General features: G+C 74.5%; 12 protein-coding genes. 4 read left to right on the top strand and 8 right to left on the bottom strand.

What is annotated here, in order from left to right; translation table 11 throughout:
* Positions 1-69: 69 nt before the first annotated feature.
* Positions 70-1,197, bottom strand: a complete 1,128-nt coding sequence (gene chvE / locus EDF38_RS03260) for a multiple monosaccharide ABC transporter substrate-binding protein (RefSeq protein WP_123353968.1) — start codon at positions 1,195-1,197, stop codon at positions 70-72.
* Positions 1,198-1,689: 492 nt separating this feature from the next.
* Here chvE and EDF38_RS03255 point away from each other — a divergent pair, with 492 nt between their 5' ends.
* On the top strand, positions 1,690-1,998 hold the full coding sequence (locus EDF38_RS03255) for a hypothetical protein (protein ID WP_123353967.1): 309 nt from the start codon (positions 1,690-1,692) through the stop codon (positions 1,996-1,998).
* An 18-nt stretch (positions 1,999-2,016) separates the two neighbouring features.
* On the opposite strand, the gene EDF38_RS03250 is transcribed toward EDF38_RS03255, so the two are convergent.
* Positions 2,017-2,988: an aldose 1-epimerase family protein gene (locus EDF38_RS03250; protein WP_123353966.1), complete on the bottom strand. Its 972-nt coding sequence runs from the start codon at positions 2,986-2,988 to the stop codon at positions 2,017-2,019.
* Positions 2,989-3,062: 74 nt separating this feature from the next.
* Complete coding sequence (locus tag EDF38_RS03245) at positions 3,063-4,310, bottom strand: D-arabinono-1,4-lactone oxidase (protein ID WP_123353965.1); 1,248 nt, start codon at positions 4,308-4,310, stop codon at positions 3,063-3,065.
* Between the two features lie 358 nt (positions 4,311-4,668).
* On the opposite strand from EDF38_RS03245, the gene EDF38_RS03240 reads away from it, so the two are divergent.
* Positions 4,669-5,121 (top strand): hypothetical protein, encoded by a 453-nt coding sequence (locus EDF38_RS03240; RefSeq protein ID WP_123353964.1) that lies wholly within the window; start codon positions 4,669-4,671, stop codon positions 5,119-5,121.
* A gap of 79 nt (positions 5,122-5,200) precedes the next feature.
* Here EDF38_RS03240 and EDF38_RS03235 read toward each other — a convergent pair whose 3' ends face one another.
* The gene (locus EDF38_RS03235) at positions 5,201-6,589 is read right to left on the bottom strand and encodes an NtaA/DmoA family FMN-dependent monooxygenase (protein WP_123353963.1); all 1,389 of its coding nucleotides are present in this window, start codon (positions 6,587-6,589) and stop codon (positions 5,201-5,203) included.
* A gap of 187 nt (positions 6,590-6,776) precedes the next feature.
* Between EDF38_RS03235 and EDF38_RS03230 the strand changes: the two genes are divergently transcribed.
* Positions 6,777-7,469, top strand: a complete 693-nt coding sequence (locus tag EDF38_RS03230; RefSeq protein WP_123353962.1) for a DUF1345 domain-containing protein — start codon at positions 6,777-6,779, stop codon at positions 7,467-7,469.
* A 370-nt stretch (positions 7,470-7,839) separates the two neighbouring features.
* Here the strand turns inward: EDF38_RS03230 and EDF38_RS03220 are convergent, their stop codons facing one another.
* Positions 7,840-9,339, bottom strand: coding sequence for an MFS transporter (locus tag EDF38_RS03220; protein ID WP_148061441.1), 1,500 nt, complete (start codon positions 9,337-9,339; stop codon positions 7,840-7,842).
* Positions 9,340-9,563: 224 nt separating this feature from the next.
* Positions 9,564-10,325: a gamma-glutamyl-gamma-aminobutyrate hydrolase family protein gene (locus EDF38_RS03215; protein ID WP_123353959.1), complete on the bottom strand. Its 762-nt coding sequence runs from the start codon at positions 10,323-10,325 to the stop codon at positions 9,564-9,566.
* Between the two features lie 268 nt (positions 10,326-10,593).
* Between EDF38_RS03215 and EDF38_RS03210 the strand changes: the two genes are divergently transcribed.
* Complete coding sequence (locus tag EDF38_RS03210) at positions 10,594-10,947, top strand: PRC-barrel domain-containing protein (protein WP_123353958.1); 354 nt, start codon at positions 10,594-10,596, stop codon at positions 10,945-10,947.
* 90 nt (positions 10,948-11,037) lie between these two features.
* On the opposite strand, the gene EDF38_RS03205 is transcribed toward EDF38_RS03210, so the two are convergent.
* Both EDF38_RS03205 and EDF38_RS03200 read right to left on the bottom strand, forming a co-directional pair.
* Complete coding sequence (locus EDF38_RS03205; protein WP_123353957.1) at positions 11,038-13,461, bottom strand: PIG-L family deacetylase; 2,424 nt, start codon at positions 13,459-13,461, stop codon at positions 11,038-11,040.
* Positions 13,454-15,571, bottom strand: coding sequence for a hypothetical protein (locus EDF38_RS03200; RefSeq protein WP_148061440.1), 2,118 nt, complete (start codon positions 15,569-15,571; stop codon positions 13,454-13,456). Before EDF38_RS03200 ends, EDF38_RS03205 begins: the two co-directional genes overlap by 8 nt.
* Positions 15,572-16,022: the final 451 nt, after the last annotated feature.

Genomic DNA, 16,022 nt, shown 5'->3' with positions numbered 1-16,022 from the left:
GCGGAGGGGTGGGACCGCAGGAGGCGCGCTGTCGTCAGCCGCGCCTCCTGCGCTCCCGGGGTGGTCGCGTTACTTGAGGTCGGCCTCGGTGTAGTAGCCGCTGTCGATCAGGACCTCTTTGTAGTTGTCCTTGGTGACCGTGACGGGCTGGAACAGGTAGGTCGGGACGACCTTGACCTTGTTGTCGTACGTCTTGTCGTCGTTCGTCTCGGGCGTCTTGCCGTTGAGGATGTCGTCGGCCATCACGACGGACTGGTCGGCGAGCTGACGCGTGTCCTTGTAGATGGTCGAGTACTGCTGACCCTCGATGATCGACTTCACCGAGGCGGCCTCGGCGTCCTGGCCGGTGACGACCGGCAGGGCGTCGTCGGCGTAGCCGGCGCCCTGGAGCGCCGAGATGATGCCGATCGAGATGCCGTCGTAGGGCGAGAGCACGCCGTCGAGCTTGGTGCCGCTCGAGTACGTCGACGCGATCAGGTTCTGCATGCGGGCCTTGGCGGTCGCGGGGTCCCACTGCTGCGTGGCGGCCTGCGTGAACTGGTCCTGGCCGGAGCCGATCGTCAGCGAGCCGTCCTCGATGTAGGGCTTGAGGGTGTCCATGGCGCCGTTGAAGAAGAACGTGGCGTTGTTGTCGTCGGAGCTGCCGGCGAAGACCTCGATGGTCTTGGGCGCGGCGCCGTCGACCTTCTTGCCGTCGGCGTCGACGAGGCCGAGGCCCGTCAGGAGGCTGGTGCCCTGGTCGACGCCCACCTTGTAGTTGTCGAAGGAGACGTAGTAGTCGACGTTCTTGTTGCCCGTCAGGAGGCGGTCGTACGAGATGACCTTGATGCCGGCCTTGGCGGCCGAGTCGAGCTGGTCGCTGAGCGAGCCGCCGTCGATCGAGGCGACGATGAGGACCTTCGCGCCCTTCGTGATCATGTTGCTGACCTGCTGGACCTGCTGCGGGATCTTGTTGTCGGCGTACTCGAGGTCGACCTTGTAGCCCTTCTTCTCGAGGGCGCTCTTGACGGCGTCGCCGTCCTTGATCCAGCGCTCCGAGACCTTCGTGGGCATCGCCACGCCGATGAGAGCGCCGGCGTTGTCGCCGGAGTCGCCGCTGCCGGCGTCGGCGCCGCGTCCGCCGCCGCCGGCGCAGCCGGCGAGGGAGATCGCGAGACCGGCGGCGACGACGACGCCGATGAGCTTCTTGTTCTTCACGGGGATTCCTTCGTGTCCGTGTCACCTCGACGACGTCGTCGATGACGGATGGTGGTGCTGTGAGGGTGGTGCGGGTGCTTCAGCGGCCCTCGGCACGGAGACCGTGCGGCGGGCTGCCGCGGGGGCGTCGGGGTCGGCGGCAGGTGCCGGGGACCGGGACGGGCCGTCGTGCGCGCGGACGCGCCGACGGGGTCGGGGGCGTCAGACGGTGTCGACGGGGATGCCTGCGAGCGAGGGCGTCGCGGCGGGTGAGGAGGACGCGGCGGGGGCGTCGGGGGCGGTGCGGTTCACGGGGTGACCTCTTCGTCAGCAGCAGTGGATCAGGGCGGCCCGCGGTGTTCGCTTCGGGGATGTGAGCGCTCACATCGCGTGGTCCGGGGCAATCATGAACGACGCCGGGGCCGGTGTCAAGTCACCCGATCGGCCGGATCGTTCACACGCTCGATACACGCCGTTCACGGGCCTGAGCGGAACCCGGGGCACCATGTCGGCATGATCACCGCGACCGCCACCGTCCACACCGCGCACGACAGCGCCGGGCTCTTCTGGCTGTCGCGGCGCCTCCTGTCGGAGCACGCGGCCGCCCGCGTCGACGTGGGCCAGTACCTCGTCCAGCTCGCCGACGCGGGCACGGTGCTGCTCACCGAGCTGCCCGACATGCTGCGGTTCGACGTCGTCGTGCGGGACGAGCTCGCCGTGCGCCGGACCCGACGTGCCCTCGACGCCGCCCTGGCCCGCTCGTCGAGCGGGGCGGTGTCGGCCGTGACCTGGGAGGAGCAGCCCCTCGGCGCGCTGCTCTAGCCGGAGCCGGGACCGCGCCTAGGCCGCGGAGATCGTCCAGGCCGCCGTGTGCTGCTCGCCGGGCGCGAGGCGCACGAGGTCGGTGCCGCTCGAGAAGGCGTCGGGCGGGCAGGTCATCGGCTCGACGGCGAGGCCGACCCGGTCGTCGGCGGGGTCGGGCCGGTCGGCGGTGTGCACCTGCACCCAGGGCAGCTCGGGGCCCCACGTCATCGCGACGCCCCGGCCGTCGGCGGCCACGACCGTCGCGCGGACGAGGCCCCCCTCCCCCGGCTCGAGGTCGGTGAAGGCGTGGTCGACGAAGGTGTCGCCGAGCCGCCGCGACGCGCGGAAGTCGAACTCGGGCTTCTCGTCGACGCCGTGCAGGTCGAGGGGCACGAGCCGGTCGTCGGTGACGTCGAGCCAGCTCGCGGCGGGCAGGGTGAGCGTCCAGTCGTCGACGCGTCCCTCCCCCGCCACGAGGTACGGGTGCGGCGCGACGCCGTAGGGAGCGGTGCCGACGCCGACGTTGGTGGCCGTGACCGTCGTCGTGAGCCCCTCGTCGCCGAGCTCGTGCTCGGCCCGCAGCCGCAGCCGCCAGGGGTACCCGTCGCTCGGGGCGAGCTCCGTGGCGAAGGAGGCGCGGGTCGGCCCCGCCTCCTCGACCTGCCACTCGGCCCAGGCGACCAGCCCGTGCAGGGCGTGCCCGCGCTCGACCTCCGAGACGGCCAGCTGTCGCTCGACGCCGTCGTCGTCGACGTAGCGGCCGTCCACGACCCGGTTCGGCCACGGCGCCAGGAGGGCTCCGCGGAACAGGGGCCGGACGGCGTCGACGTCGAACGGGACGACGAGGTCACGGCCGTCGTGCGTCAGGGCGCGGAGGGTCGCGCCGACGCCGGCCAGCTCGGCGCGGTAGGGGCCGTGGACGAGCGTGACGGGGGCGCCGCTGACGGGCAGGGGCGCGCCTCCTGCGTCGGGGTCGGACGTGGTGGAGGGGCTCGTGCTGTCGGTCATGTCGCGTGGTCCGTGTTCTCGTGGGGCGGGGCGGGCGGGCGAGTGCGAGTGCGGGTCGGGCGGGGCCGGTGCCGTCAGGCGCCGAGCACGTGCTCGTCGAGCCAGGCGTTGCGGAAGCGGCCCTCGGGGTCGACCGCGCGGGCGTGCGCCGCGAAGTCGTCGAGGCGGGGGTAGCGGCCGCGCAGCTCGTCGCGGACGAGCGTCGACACCTTGCCCCAGTGCGGGCGGGCGTCGAAGGGCGCGAGGGCGGCCTCGATCGAGGGCAGGACGGCGAGGACGGCCTCGGTCTCGCGGCGCCAGGTGAAGTGGAACGCGATGCTCTGGCGTCCGCCGCTCGGGCTGAGCCAGGCGTCGTCGGCCGCGACGGCCCGGATCTCGCTGACGTACAGGACGTGGTCGAGCGTCGGGCCGATCGCCCGGAGCGCCTCGATCGCGGCCGGCGCGTGCTCGGCGGCGACCAGGTACTCGCTCTGGATCTCTTCCCCCGCGCTCGGCGTGAACTCGGCCCGGAAGTGCGGCAGGCGCTCGAGCCAGGGCCCGGGGACGCCGAGCTGCGGCGTCACGGCGTCGGCCGCCGTGTCGGGCAGCATGTGCAGGGCCGCCTCGGCGGGACGGGCTCCCAGCGCCTCGACGTCGAGCGTCGGCCCGCCGTCGTCGACCCGCGCCTTGGTCCAGACCTGGTCGACGTCGTCGCCGACGTAGCGGGTGAAGAGGCTGACGCTGTAGGCGCGGCCCATGAGGGCGTCGAAGTGCTCGAGGGCCGCGGTCCAGGGCAGGCCCTGGTGCACGGTCTGCACCACGTCGAAGGTCGGCACCGTGTCGAGCTCGAGCGCGGTGACCACGCCGAGGGCGCCGACGGACACGACCGACGCGGCGAAGGCCTCGTCGCCCCGGCGGACGAGCTCGAGCGCCCCGTCGGCCCGGACGATCTCGACGGCCGAGACGGCGGCCGACAACGCGGGGTTGCCCGCCCCCGAGCCGTGCGTGCCGGTCTGGACGGCGCCGGCGACGGAGATGTGGGGCAGCGACGCCAGGTTCGAGAGGGCCCGGCCGCGACGCTGGAGCTCGACGGCGAGGGCCGCGTGCGTCGAGCCCGCGCCGACCCGGACGGTGCCGGTCGCCTCGTCGAGCTCCGTCGGCACGTCGAGCGCCTCGGTCGAGACGAGCACGCCGTCGGTGTCGGCGACGAGGCTGAACGAGTGGCGCGAGCCCAGCGCCTTCACGCGACGGCTCGAGGCGACGATCTCGCGCACCTCGTCGACGCTGGCGGGGCGGCGCAGCTCGCCCGCCCGGTACTCGACGTTGCCGGCCCAGTTGTGCATGGAGACTCCTTCGACTCGTGACGGCGACAGTCTAGTGAGCGCTCACCCGGCGGTCGCCGCGGGCCGGATCGACCTGCGGGTCGGGGACCGTCGACGCCTCGCGCCGGGTCGGCTGATGTACTGCCGATCGTGATCGGTGTACTGCCGGTGATGTATCGTCGCCCCTCGTCGGCGCGCGCGCTGGCACGCGTGACCGGGCGGCCTCGGCAACGACACGCACCGTGCCCCTCGTTCTGGGGTTCCGGTGTCCCCCCAACTGGGCCCGTGTCCCCCGTTGTCCCGCGCCGCCGACAGGAGTTCTATGGGACATGTCGGACGAGGCAGCCCGGCGCACGATCACGATCAGGGGAACGCGACCATGGACACGACGGAACCAGGCACGGACGGCGTGCTCTCCGCCGAGGGGGTCCCGCTCGCCCCGATGCAGCCCGCGGCAGCGGCCGTCGTCGACATCCGCCCCGAGCGCGTCGTCGCCCTCCGCCGCCCGCCCCGCTTCTACCTCACCTACCTCGACGCCCCGAACGACGGCCGCGACCCGGCCCTGCCGCTCGGCACCTGCCTCGTGCTCAAGGCGATCGGCGGACAGACCCCGCGCCGCGTCGAGGTCGACCTGCCGGGCGGCACCGTCCGCACGGCCCGCAAGCTCCCCCGGGGCGCCGGCCTCGCGGTCGCCTCGCCGGACGACCTCGCCGCCGTGGCCGAGCTCGGCACCGTCTTCGTCGAGTGGACCTCCCTCGACGGCATGTCGCGCACGGCCTGGGTGCGCGTGCCCCCGGTGCCCGCGCGGTACCGCGACCGCACCGTCGGCTGACGCGCCTCCCCCTCGGGGAGCGGGCCGCGCCTCCGGCCGTCGTGGTCGCCGAGCCGCGGCCCTGGTCGACCTGCCGCGCTCAGCCGCGGCGGTGCGTCGCGGCGGGGTGCGACACGGGGAGGCGCGGACCCCCGCCCGTGAGCCGCTCCCGCAGCGTCTCCCCCGGCACGTACGCCTCGCGGACGCGACCCCGCCGCCGAAGCTCGGGCACGACCAGCTCGACGAAGTCGCGGAGCGTGTCGAACGAGTGGTACTGGCGGAGGTTGATGCCGTCGATCCCCTCCTCGTCGAGCCAGCGCTCGATCTCGTCGGCGACGACCATCGGGGTGCCGGCGACGAAGAACGCCCCTCCCCAGGCCTCGTCGACGCTGTCGACGAGCTGGCCGACCGTGATGTCGAGCGGCAGGGCGGCCGCGCCCGGGTGGTCGAGGCGGCCCTCGGCGGCGAGCGCCTCGCGCACCGTCCGGTCACGGGGATGGCTCGGCGCGTCGAAGGGGACGCTGCGGTGGACGAGCGCGCCCTGCTCGCTGGCGAACGATCGGTAGAGCGCGAGCTTCTCGGCGACCTCGGCGTCGGTCTCGGCGGTGATGACGCCCGCCTGCACGATGAACGACACGTCGTCCGCCGCTCGGCCCGCCTCGACGGCGGCCGCCCGGGTGGCCTCGGCGACCCGGCGGACGGCCGAGCCGCCGGTGAAGACCACCTCGGCGTTGCGCGCGGCCTGCTCGACGCCGGTCGGCGAGGCCGTCGCGAGGAAGAGCACGGGCGTCCGCTGCGGCGAGGGCTCGCTGAGGTGCGGGCCGGCGACGCGGTAGAAGCGGCCGACGTGGTCGATCGCGTGCACCTTCGCCGGGTCGGTGTAGACGCCGGAGCCGGGGGCGAGGCCGTCGGCGGTCGGGTCGGCGACGACGGCGTCGTCCTCCCACGACCCCTCCCACAGCTTGTAGACGACCTCGAGGTACTCGGCGGCGCGCGCGTACCGCTCCTCCTTCGGGATCTCGGCGTCGAGCCCGAAGTTGCGGGCGGCGGCGGGCAGGTACGAGGTGACGACGTTCCAGCCGACGCGGCCGTTCGTGAGGTGGTCGAGGGTCGACATGCGGCGGGCGAAGGCGAAGGGCGGCTCGTAGCTCGTCGACGCCGTGATGCCGAAGCCGAGGTGCTCGGTGACGGCGGCCATCACCGGCACCACCAGCATGGGATCGTTCGCCGGCGCCTGGATGCCCTCGAGCAGGGCGGGGGCGGGGCTGTCGCCGTAGACGTCGTAGGTGCCGAGCACGTCGGCGAGGAAGACGGCGTCGAAGCCGCCGCGCTCGGCCAGACGGGCGAGCTCGGTCCAGTAGGCGATGTCGGTGTACTCGCGACGCTGGTTGCCGGGCAGGCGCCAGAGGCCGTGCGTGATGTGCCCGACGCAGTTCATCTCGAAGAGGTTGAGGATCAGCTGCTTGGGGCGGGTGCTCTGGTCGGTCATCTGGTCGACGATGCCACACCGCGGGTGACGGGCGGGCGCAGGTTGCGCCGCGTTGCGGTGGGGGGCCGGGTCGGGCCGGTGCGAACTCAGGAAGCGTCGTCGGAGGCGCCCGTGGGAGCGGGGCGGTGGGGCCCGGCGGCACCGCGCCTCCTGAGTTCGTCGCCGGAGGCGGCCTAGTGTCGACGGCGTGACCCTCGTCGAGCCTGCCGACCCCCGCGCCGAGCACCGCTGGCCTGCGGTGGTCGCGCTGCTGGCGGCGCTGTCGCTGTACGCGGCGCTGCCGAGCTCGTTCCTGCCGGGTCTGCGCTGGGTCGTGGTGGCGGTCGGCCTCGCGATGCTCGTGCCGCTCGTGATCCTGAACCCGCACCACCTTCGGCGGGAGACGGCGTGGTCGAAGTACCTGTCGGCGGGCCAGGCCGTGCTGCTCGTGGTCGCGAACGAGGTCGCGCTGGTGCACCTGATCGTGGTGCTCGTCACGGACACCGACCAGAGCGGCCCGGTGCTGCTCGTCGCCGCGCTGCAGGTGTGGGTGACGAACGTCATCGGGTTCGCGCTCGTGTACTGGGAGCTCGACCGCGGCGGACCGGTGGCCCGGCGGCACAGTCCTCGGGCGGTGCTGCCGTCGGCGGACTTCCGGTTCCCGCAGGACGAGGACGACGACGCCGTCGAGGAGGTGGCCCGGCGCTCGTCGCCGCGCAGCGGCTGGGTCGCCGCCTTCGGCGACTACCTCTACTTCTCGCTGACGAACTCGATGGCGTTCAGCCCGACCGACACGATGCCGCTGAGCCTCCGGGCCAAGGCGCTCATGGCCGTCGAGGCGCTCAGCGGGTTCGTGCTGCTGGCGGTCGTCATCGCCCGGGCGGTGTCGCTGCTCGGGTGACGGCGCGGTCGGTGCTCGGGTGACGGCGCGGTCGCCGTTGCCGGGGTCACCGGGTGGCCGCGGGGCGGGTCGTCCCGTGGCACCGCCCCCGCGAGACGTTCTCGTCGCGAACTCAGGCGATCGCGTCGGCGGCGGCGCCGCGGGAGCGGAGCGCGCACACGCGCGGCCGCTTCCACCTGAGTCGTCGACGGGGCGGGGCGGCGGGGTGGCGGCGGGACACGGGTGCCACGGCCGGCCGCGCGGTCGCGAACTCAGGCGATCGCGTCGGCGGCCGCGGCTCGAGGGCGCGAGGCCGTGGCTGCGCGGCCGATCTTTCCTGAGCTGTCGACGCGGCAGGGGCCCGAGGCCGAGGCCGGGGCGGACAGCAGGGTCAGCGCCGGCGACGCCCGCCGCGCACCGCCGGGCCCGAGCCGTCACCGGCGGCCCCGTCGCCGGCGCCCCCGGCACCGGCCGCGCCGGCGGGCGGAACGACCCGCACGGACTGCGTCACGGCCGCGACCGACGAGGTGATGGTACGGAGGCTCGAGGTTGAGAGCTGTTCCTGCGCGTGGCCGCGGAGCGGGAACCCCCGCCGGGCCAGGGCCACGACGACGAGGCTCGCGGCCACCACGACCGCCGCGGCGAAGGGCAGCGTCCCGAGTCCGGTCGCTCCGGAGAGCTGGGCCCCGAGGGCGGCGCCCGCCGCGATGCCCACGTTCGAGCCGGCGTTGACGAGCGCGCCCGCGATGTCGGGGCTGACTCCCCCGGTGCGGATCGCGGCCGCCATGAACAGCGTGCCCGTCGTGCCGTTGGCGGCGACCCAGACCCCGGCGACGACGAAGGTGCCGACGAGTGAGCCGTGCACGAGGGGCAGGGCGCCGAGCGCGAGCGCCATGACCGCGACCGCCGCGAGCAGCGTCTGGCGCGGGGCGCGGTCGACGAACGCCCCGGCGACGAGCAGCCCGACGACGCCCGTCGCCCCGAGCACGAGCAGCGCGGGCCCGACCGAGCCCGCGCCGAGCCCCGCCGTCACGAGGTACGGCCCGACGTACGTGTAGACGACGTAGTGCCCCGTGAAGAGCAGCAGGTCGGCCACGACGACGGCGAGCAGGCCCGACCGTGCCCAGGAGCGCACCGAGCCGATGTGGGGGTACGACTCGCCCCGCACCGACGGCAGGAAAGCGAGGGCGACGACCGCGAGCACGGCGGACGCGACCGCGACGGCCCCGACCGCCGGGCGCCACCCGAGCTGGTCGCCGACCGTCGTGGCGACCGGCACGCCGATCACGAAGCCGAGCGAGCTGCCCGAGTAGACGAAGGCGATGGCGCGACCGGCGAGCCGGGGAGGCACGATGCGCGTCGCGTAGGCCGACGCCACCGAGAAGAAGAGGGCGTGGGCGACGCCGCCGACGACGCGTCCGACGCAGACGACGGCGAAGGTCGGCGCGAGGGCCACGATGAGGTTCGAGGCGGTGTACCCGACGAGCGTGGCGACGAGGACCGCCTTGCGTGGGACGCGCGCGGTCGCCCAGGTCAGCGGCGGCGCCAGCAGGGCGACGGCGAGGGCGTAGACCGTGACGACGATGCCCATGCGCGACTCGGAGACCCCGAGGTCGGTGCTCATCGTCGAGAGGAGCCCCACGGGCATCAGCTCGGTCGTGATCGCGAAGAACGTCGAGAGGCCGAGCACGACGATGCCGACGATCGCCGACGGGGTGAGCACGTGCGGCGTGCCGTCGCGGGAGGCCTTCGCCTCGGCGGCGCGCTCGGCGGTGTCGATGCTGCTGACGCGCATCGAGCCGGTGTAGTCCGACCGGGCTCGGCCGAGGGCGGTCGTCGGGACCGACCCCGTCTCGGGGTGGTCGTCACGGCGCGTGAGGGTGTCTTGCACGAGGGCCTCCGGAACTCCGCGGAGGGCGCGCACGCCGACGGCCGGTCGGCAGGACGCCGCGTGGCTCGTGGCCGCCGGACGTCGCGCACTCGTCGCGGGTCGTAGCTGACGGGTGGGGATGGGGATGCCGCTCCACGACGAGGGCGCTCCGTCCAGTGTGACACGCACCCCTGCCCTCTCCGCAAGGGACCGAACGATGTTCGGCGTTCACCGGTGGCGGACGGTCAGGCCTCCGTCGTGGCCTCCGCGCCGGCCGACCGCGACGCCGCGGCGTCCCGGGACGCCGTCAGCAGGTCGGTCAGCACGGTGCCGCGGGACCCGGCGTCCTCGGGGTGCCACTGCACGCACCACACCGGCGCCGACTCGTGCTCGACGGCCTCCACCGTGCCGTCGTCGGCCCAGGCCGTGGCCCGCAGCCCCTCCCCCGTGCGACCGACGGCCTGGTGGTGGGAGCTCCGCACGTCGAGCCGGGTGCGGCCGAGCACCCGGGCCAGGTCGCTGTCGGCGGCCACGCGCACCTCGTGGTCGACCATGCTGTCGTCGACCGACGCCGCGACGTGGCCGCCGGCGTGGAGGTGCTGCACGAGGTCGCCGCCGAGCGCGACGTTGACGACCTGCATGCCGCGGCAGATCCCGACCAGCGGGAGGCGCGCCTCCACCGCCCGTCGGACGAGGGCGACCTGCACCCGGTCGGCGTCCGGGAAGGTCTGGCCCCGGTGGGGGTAGTCGGCCGGGCCGTCGTAGAAGGCGGGGTCGACGTCCTCGCCGCCGGTGACGACGACCGCCTGCGCCCGCCCGAGCAGGCGCTCGAGCTCGTCGGGGGCGACCTGGGCCGCAGCCACCCGGTCGACCTCGAAGCCGACGTCGGCGGCCGTGCGGACGACCGCGGCGGTGAGCCGGCGCAGCTCGTCCTCGAAGGCGGGGTCGTCGCGACCTCCGTCGGCGACGTCGACGACGAGCAGGCGTGGCGGGGTCAGGAACGACATGCGCTCATCGTGCCACGCGGCCCGTGCCGGGCACGGGTGCGACGACGACTCCTGAGTCGCCGACGGCGGCGGGCGCCGAACGCGAGCGCGGCGGGCGCCGAACGCGAGCGCGGCGAGCGCCGAGCCGAGCGGGCGCCGAGCCGAGCGGGCGCCGAGCGGAGCGGCGGCCGGGAGCGGCCGGCCGCGGCCGGGGCGGCGGCCGCCCCGAGCTACTACCGTCGGAGGCGCGGCGCGACGGCCCTGACCCACGCCCGCAGAGAGGCATGCCATGTTCGAAGCCGAGAACCTGCGCGACTGGATCGGCCTGCCGGTCGTCGACCCCGCCGGCGACAAGGTCGGGACGCTCGAGAGCGTCTACTTCGACACGTCGACCGACGCTCCCTCGTTCGCGACCGTCCAGGCGGGCATCGTCGGCAAGAAGCTGATCTTCGTGCCCCTCGACGGCGCGGTCGTCGCCCCGAAGCACGTCAAGGTGCAGTTCGACAAGAAGCTCGTCAAGGACGCTCCCTCGATCGAGACCGACGGCGAGCTCGAGGCCTCGCAGGAGCAGGCCGTCTTCGCCCACTACGGCCTGCCCTACGCCCTCGGCGCGAGCGGCGAGCGCCGCCTCGGCCGCCGCTGACGCACCAGCGACACCGACAGAGAGAAGGAGGCGCGGTGCCGCTCGGCACCGCGCCTCCCGTCGTCTCCCGGTCGCGTCGGACCGGCCGGCTCAGCCCTGCCGCAGCACGCGCAGCTCGGCGAGCCCCACGTCGCGCGTCGAGGCGCTCACCGACGTCACCGTGAACCGGACCGACGTCGTCGCCCGCGCCGGGAACGACACCGTCGTGGCACCGCCCGCGTTCTCGAGCGCGGGCACCGCGACGGTCGAGCCGTCCGAGAACGTCAGCGTGCCGCCCGTCACCTGGTCGGCGAGGTTGACCCGGTCGTGCAGCACGACGGCGTCCGTGGTCACGGGCGAGGCCCAGGTCAGCGTGTAGGTGACGCCGACGCCGCCCCACCGGGCGACCCACTCGGCCGACGTCGCGGCCGGGTACCCGCCGACGACCCCGTCGATGGCCGCCGCGGCGGTCTGGCCGTCGGCCGCGTTCTCCCACGCCGCCGACGCGACCGCGCCGGCCGTGACGTCCGTCCCCGTCGGCACGGCCGGCGTCACCGGCGCCGCCACGGCGCTCCGGACGACCAGCTCGGCCAGCCCCACGTTGCCGGTGGTCGCCGACACGCCGGTGACCGTGACCCGCACCGACGAGGTGCTGCGAGCCGGGAACGAGACGACGGAGGCGCCTCCCCCGTCCGCGAGGGACGGCACCGAGACCGTCGAGCCGTCCGAGAAGGAGAGCGTCGCCCCGGTGACCTGGTCGGCCAGGTTCGGCCGGTCGTGCAGCACCACCTGGTCGACGGTGCGCGCCGTGGGCCAGTCGAGCTGCAGCCACGAGCCCTCGCGGCCGCCGCGGGTGGCCCACTCGGCGGTGTGCACCCCGGGGTAGCCGTCGACGACGCCGTCGATCGCCTTCGCGGCGGCCTGGCCGTCGGCCGACGACTCCGAGCTGGCGGTCGCCGTCGCCCCGGCGGTGACGTCGTAGGTCGAGAGGGGCGTCGGGGTCGGCGTCGGCGTCGGCGCGGCCGGCTCGGTCGTCGAGTACGCGCCGATCTCGGCGAGGCCGACGTTGCGCGTGGAGGCGCTCACCGAGGTCACCGTGAGCCGGAGGGACGTCGTCGCCCGGGCCGGGAACGACACGGTCGTCGCCCCGCCCGCGTTCTCGAGCGACGGCACGGCCACGGTCGAGCCGTCGGAGAAGGTCAGCGTGCCGCCCGTCACCTGGTCGCTGAGGTTGACGCGGTCGTGCAGAACGACGGTGTCCGTGGTCACGGCGGTGGGCCACGTCAGCGTGAACGTCACCCCGACGCCGCCCCAGGGCGCGACCCACTCGGCGGTCGACGCTCCCGGGTACCCGTCGACGACCCCGTCGATCGCCGCCGCGGCGGTCTGGCCGTCGGCGGCGTTCTCCCACGCCGCCGACGCGACCGCGCCGGGCGTGAGGTCGTACAGGGCGGGCGTGGGCTCGGGGTCGACCGGCGTCGTGGCCGGCGGGGTCGTCGTCGGCGTGCCGACGGTGTACTCGCGGGTGAGCCAGCGGCCCTCGGGCCGGCTCGCGCAGGTCTCCGCCGAGGCGCAGGTGCCGGGGTCGGAGGCGGCGTAGCGGAAGAACGCCGACGCCTTCTCGACCACCTGCTCCTCGGTGAGGTTCGCGGGGCGCAGCATGATCGGGTAGCCCATCCAACCGGCGAAGCCGTGGCCGGTGCCGGCCGCCGCCTGGGCCTCGTCGGCGAGGTAGGCGACGACGTGGTGGTCGGGGTGGTCGCCGTCGCCGACGGTCCCGTGGTGGTCGAGCGTGTTGACGTTCGTCGGCTGCACCTCGGTCGTGATCGCCAGCAGCTGCGCCCGCAGCTGCGCGAGCGTGTACGAGGTCAGGCCGTCGACGGACGAGACGGTCGGGATCGTGCCGGTCCAGAGCTTCTCGAGGGTCTGCCGACCGGTCGACTCGAAGCCCTCGCCCTGCCACCCGCCGTCGGGCAGGTGCAGCGAGAGCATCTGCACCCGGGCGTCCCCCGTCAGCCGCGCCAGGCCGACGGCGTGGCCGTGGAGGTCGACGGTGGAGGCGTCCCACGCGTCGGCCGCGCCGAGGATCTGCGCGTAGGCGGAGCGCGCACCGGTCTCGCGGGCCCGCACGTACTCGGCTCCCTCGCCGGCGTCGCCCGCCGTGACGTAGACCGTCGTCACGCACCGGCCGGCGCGCAGGTCGGCGAGGAGGGCCGTGCTCTGGAACAAGAGGTCGTCGTCCTGGTGGGCGACGACGTTGAGCGTCGTCCCGGCGTCGCAGCCGCTCTGCCGGAGCGAGGGCGCGGCGACGAGGGCGGCGGCCGCGGGCGGGGTGGTGGACGACGACAGCGACGAGGAGGCGGCGGCGGCCGAGGTCGCGGGCACCAGTCCTGCGCCGAGGATCACCGGCAGCGCCGCCGCGACGGCGACCAGGCCCGCGAGCGGGCGACGAGCCCGGACGGGACGCCTCCCGGGCAGGGCTGCGCCCTGCTCCGGTGCGGCGTCGCGGTCGAGGGGGGCGGCGGCGTCAGCCACGAGCCGCGTCGGGGTCGCTCAGCACGTACAGGGTCGCGGTGGGGCTCGTGGTCACGGCCTCCCAGCGGCCGTCGGCGGCGAAGGCGGCCGAGAGCTCCTCGAAGTCGTCGTAGCTCTGGAAGCCGTAACGCTCGTCGTAGGCGCCCATGACGTCCGAGACGAGGACGTAGTAGTCGCCGCCCCCGGTCCACCCGGTGACGAACTTCGAGGTGAGCTGGCGCTCGTCGGCGACCGCGTCGTACGAGTCGGAGGTGTCGGCGTACCCCCCGAGGGCCTCCCGGGTCACGTACTGCAGCTGCAGGTAGTTCGCCGTGCGGCCGCCGGGTGTCGCGTTGCCGTTGCCGGGGATGAGCAGCGCCGACCCGGGGGCCGCCTGCTCCTCGAAGGCCTCGGTGGCGAGCGTGGTGTCCTTGCTCGCGACGCGGTTCCAGTCGAGGGCCGTGTTGCCGTAGACGTTGACCGCCAGCACGAGCACGACGACGACCGCGAGCAGGCCGACGCCGACCTGCCGAGCCCGGTCGCCGAACGGACGCAGGAGGCGCTCGTACGGCAGCTGCGCCGCCAGGATGCAGAGCCAGGGCGCGGCGAAGAGCGTGACGCGGAAGATGCCCTCGGCGCCGTAGTTGGTCGCGATGATGAGGCTGACCGGGCTGGCGGCCGCGAGCACGAGGGCCCAGGTGCGTCGGTCGCGCGGCCCGACGAGGAGGACCACGAGGGCGGCGAGGCCGATCAGCACCAGCAGCGCGGCCGGGGTCCCGAAGGCGATCAGGTTGGTGACGGACGTGCCGAGGGTGGCGTCGGGACGCGAGGGCGGGGCCGCGTTGTCGAACACGTTGCCGAACGCGCTGGGGATGAGGAACGTGCCGAGCACCGAGCGGTTCGCCACGGCCCAGCCGACGGCCGGCACGAGCACGAGCACCGGCAGCCACCACGGCCGCACGAGGCCGAACACGACGAAGACGACGAGGGCCGCCACCGCCAGGTAGGGCGAGATCTGGTGCGTGACGGCGAGCGTGCAGCCGAGCCCGAGGATCGCGGCGAGGCGGAGCGGGCCGACGCGGCCGGAGAGGTCGCGCGTCGACGTCGCGGGCAGGCGGGCGCCGAGGGCGAGGGCCGCGACGCAGAGCGCGAGCACGGTGCCGAGCGACTGCGGCGAGAAGTAGATCGTGTTGAGCGTGATCGTCAGCGCGAACAGCGCGCCGGCGAACCAGGCGCGGCCGTCGTGGCCGATGAAGCGCCGGGCGAGGACGGTCGCGGCGAGGCCGATCAGCGGGGTGATCATGACGGGCCACCAGGTGGCGATCACCATGACGTCGCGGATGCCCGCGACGTCGGCGACCCACGCGACGCCCGAGAACAGGCCCGCCCACGACTGGAAGATGTCGACGCCCGTGGTCGTGCCGCCGTTGACGCGGATCGAGTCGACGACGCCGACGTGGCGCGCCGCCGAGACCATGGTCGGCGTGCCGTAGGCGACCGCCTGCGAGAGGACGACGACCCCGCTCATGGCGAGCAGCGGCAGGGCCGGGCTGCGACGGGTCGCGTAGGCCGCGACCGTCGTGGCGGCGAGCACCGCGAGGCCCAGCCACCAGAGCGGCCCCTCGACGGAGAAGAGCCCGCCGCGCGACGGGTCGCCGCGGACGAGGTACGACGCCACGACGACGAGCGCGAGCCCGACGACGGTGCCGAGGGCCGCCCACGGGAGCTCCCCGGCGGAGCCGCCGCGCGCCTCCTCGTGGTCGTCGGCGGAGCCGGGGAGGCGCGTCGCCCGCAGGTCGCGGACCGCGCGGACGGTGCCGATCGACAGCATGACGACCGTGGCGACGACCACGGCGACCATGAGCCAGCCCGGCTGCCACACGTGCGAGGCGGCCATCGTGATGCCGGTCAGGACGACCGCCGACAGGCCCGAGACGAGGGCGACCAGGGCGAACCGGGAGGCGCGCATCGGCCGGGCGAGGAGCGCCGGCGCCACGCCGAGCTCCAGGAGGAGGAAGACGGTGGCCGAGGCCTGCCGCAGCACGAGGAGGTCGGCCGCGAAGCCGATGCCGACCGCGAGGAGGGTCAGCCAGACGACCGCGGCGACGCCGAGCCTCAGTGCCGGTGCCATCGGGATCCTCTGGTCGGCGGGTCGCAGGTCGGTCGGGGGGCTGTCGCTCCGGGTGCCGGCGGCGCTGTCGGGGCGCACGTCGGGGAGGACAGAGTCAGCTCGGGGCACGAGTGCTCTCCAGGGGTCGCCGCCGGTCAGGCGCGGGCGTGCTCGCTCGTGGCGACGGGGGCGGCCTGGGTCGGGCCTCGCCGACGAGGGGGTGGAAGCGCGCACGGTTCGGGCCGGCGTGGTTCGGGTGCCGCCAGCTTCGGGGCTGGGAGGCGTTCCTCGCACTCTACCGGGGGCCCCGGGTGGCTCCGTGACCCCCGAACGGGTGAAACTCAGGCTCGTCACGGCACCTTCCTAGGTGACCTGCCTTGACCACCTGCCACCCCCCGAGCGAGGGTATGAGCGGCCACCACGGCCGTCGACGTGCGCGGCTCCTTCATCGAGGGCTGTCGCGAGCACGCGC

This window comes from Frigoribacterium sp. PhB160 (assembly GCF_003751785.1).
Taxonomy (GTDB): domain Bacteria; phylum Actinomycetota; class Actinomycetes; order Actinomycetales; family Microbacteriaceae; genus Frigoribacterium.
The sequence above is the reverse complement of the archived record's forward strand: the minus strand, read 5'-3'. Positions and strand labels throughout refer to the sequence as shown.

What these genes read in the sequence shown, in the direction of transcription:
- EDF38_RS03255 (WP_123353967.1), top strand. Translation starts at nt 1,690, where the DNA reads ATGATCACCGCGACCGCCACCGTCCACACCGCGCACGACAGCGCCGGG.
- EDF38_RS03250 (WP_123353966.1), bottom strand. Translation starts at nt 2,988, where the DNA reads ATGACCGACAGCACGAGCCCCTCCACCACGTCCGACCCCGACGCAGGA.
- EDF38_RS03245 (WP_123353965.1), bottom strand. Translation starts at nt 4,310, where the DNA reads ATGCACAACTGGGCCGGCAACGTCGAGTACCGGGCGGGCGAGCTGCGC.
- EDF38_RS03240 (WP_123353964.1), top strand. Translation starts at nt 4,669, where the DNA reads ATGGACACGACGGAACCAGGCACGGACGGCGTGCTCTCCGCCGAGGGG.
- EDF38_RS03235 (WP_123353963.1), bottom strand. Translation starts at nt 6,589, where the DNA reads ATGACCGACCAGAGCACCCGCCCCAAGCAGCTGATCCTCAACCTCTTC.
- EDF38_RS03215 (WP_123353959.1), bottom strand. Translation starts at nt 10,325, where the DNA reads ATGTCGTTCCTGACCCCGCCACGCCTGCTCGTCGTCGACGTCGCCGAC.
- EDF38_RS03210 (WP_123353958.1), top strand. Translation starts at nt 10,594, where the DNA reads ATGTTCGAAGCCGAGAACCTGCGCGACTGGATCGGCCTGCCGGTCGTC.
- EDF38_RS03200 (WP_148061440.1), bottom strand. Translation starts at nt 15,571, where the DNA reads ATGGCACCGGCACTGAGGCTCGGCGTCGCCGCGGTCGTCTGGCTGACC.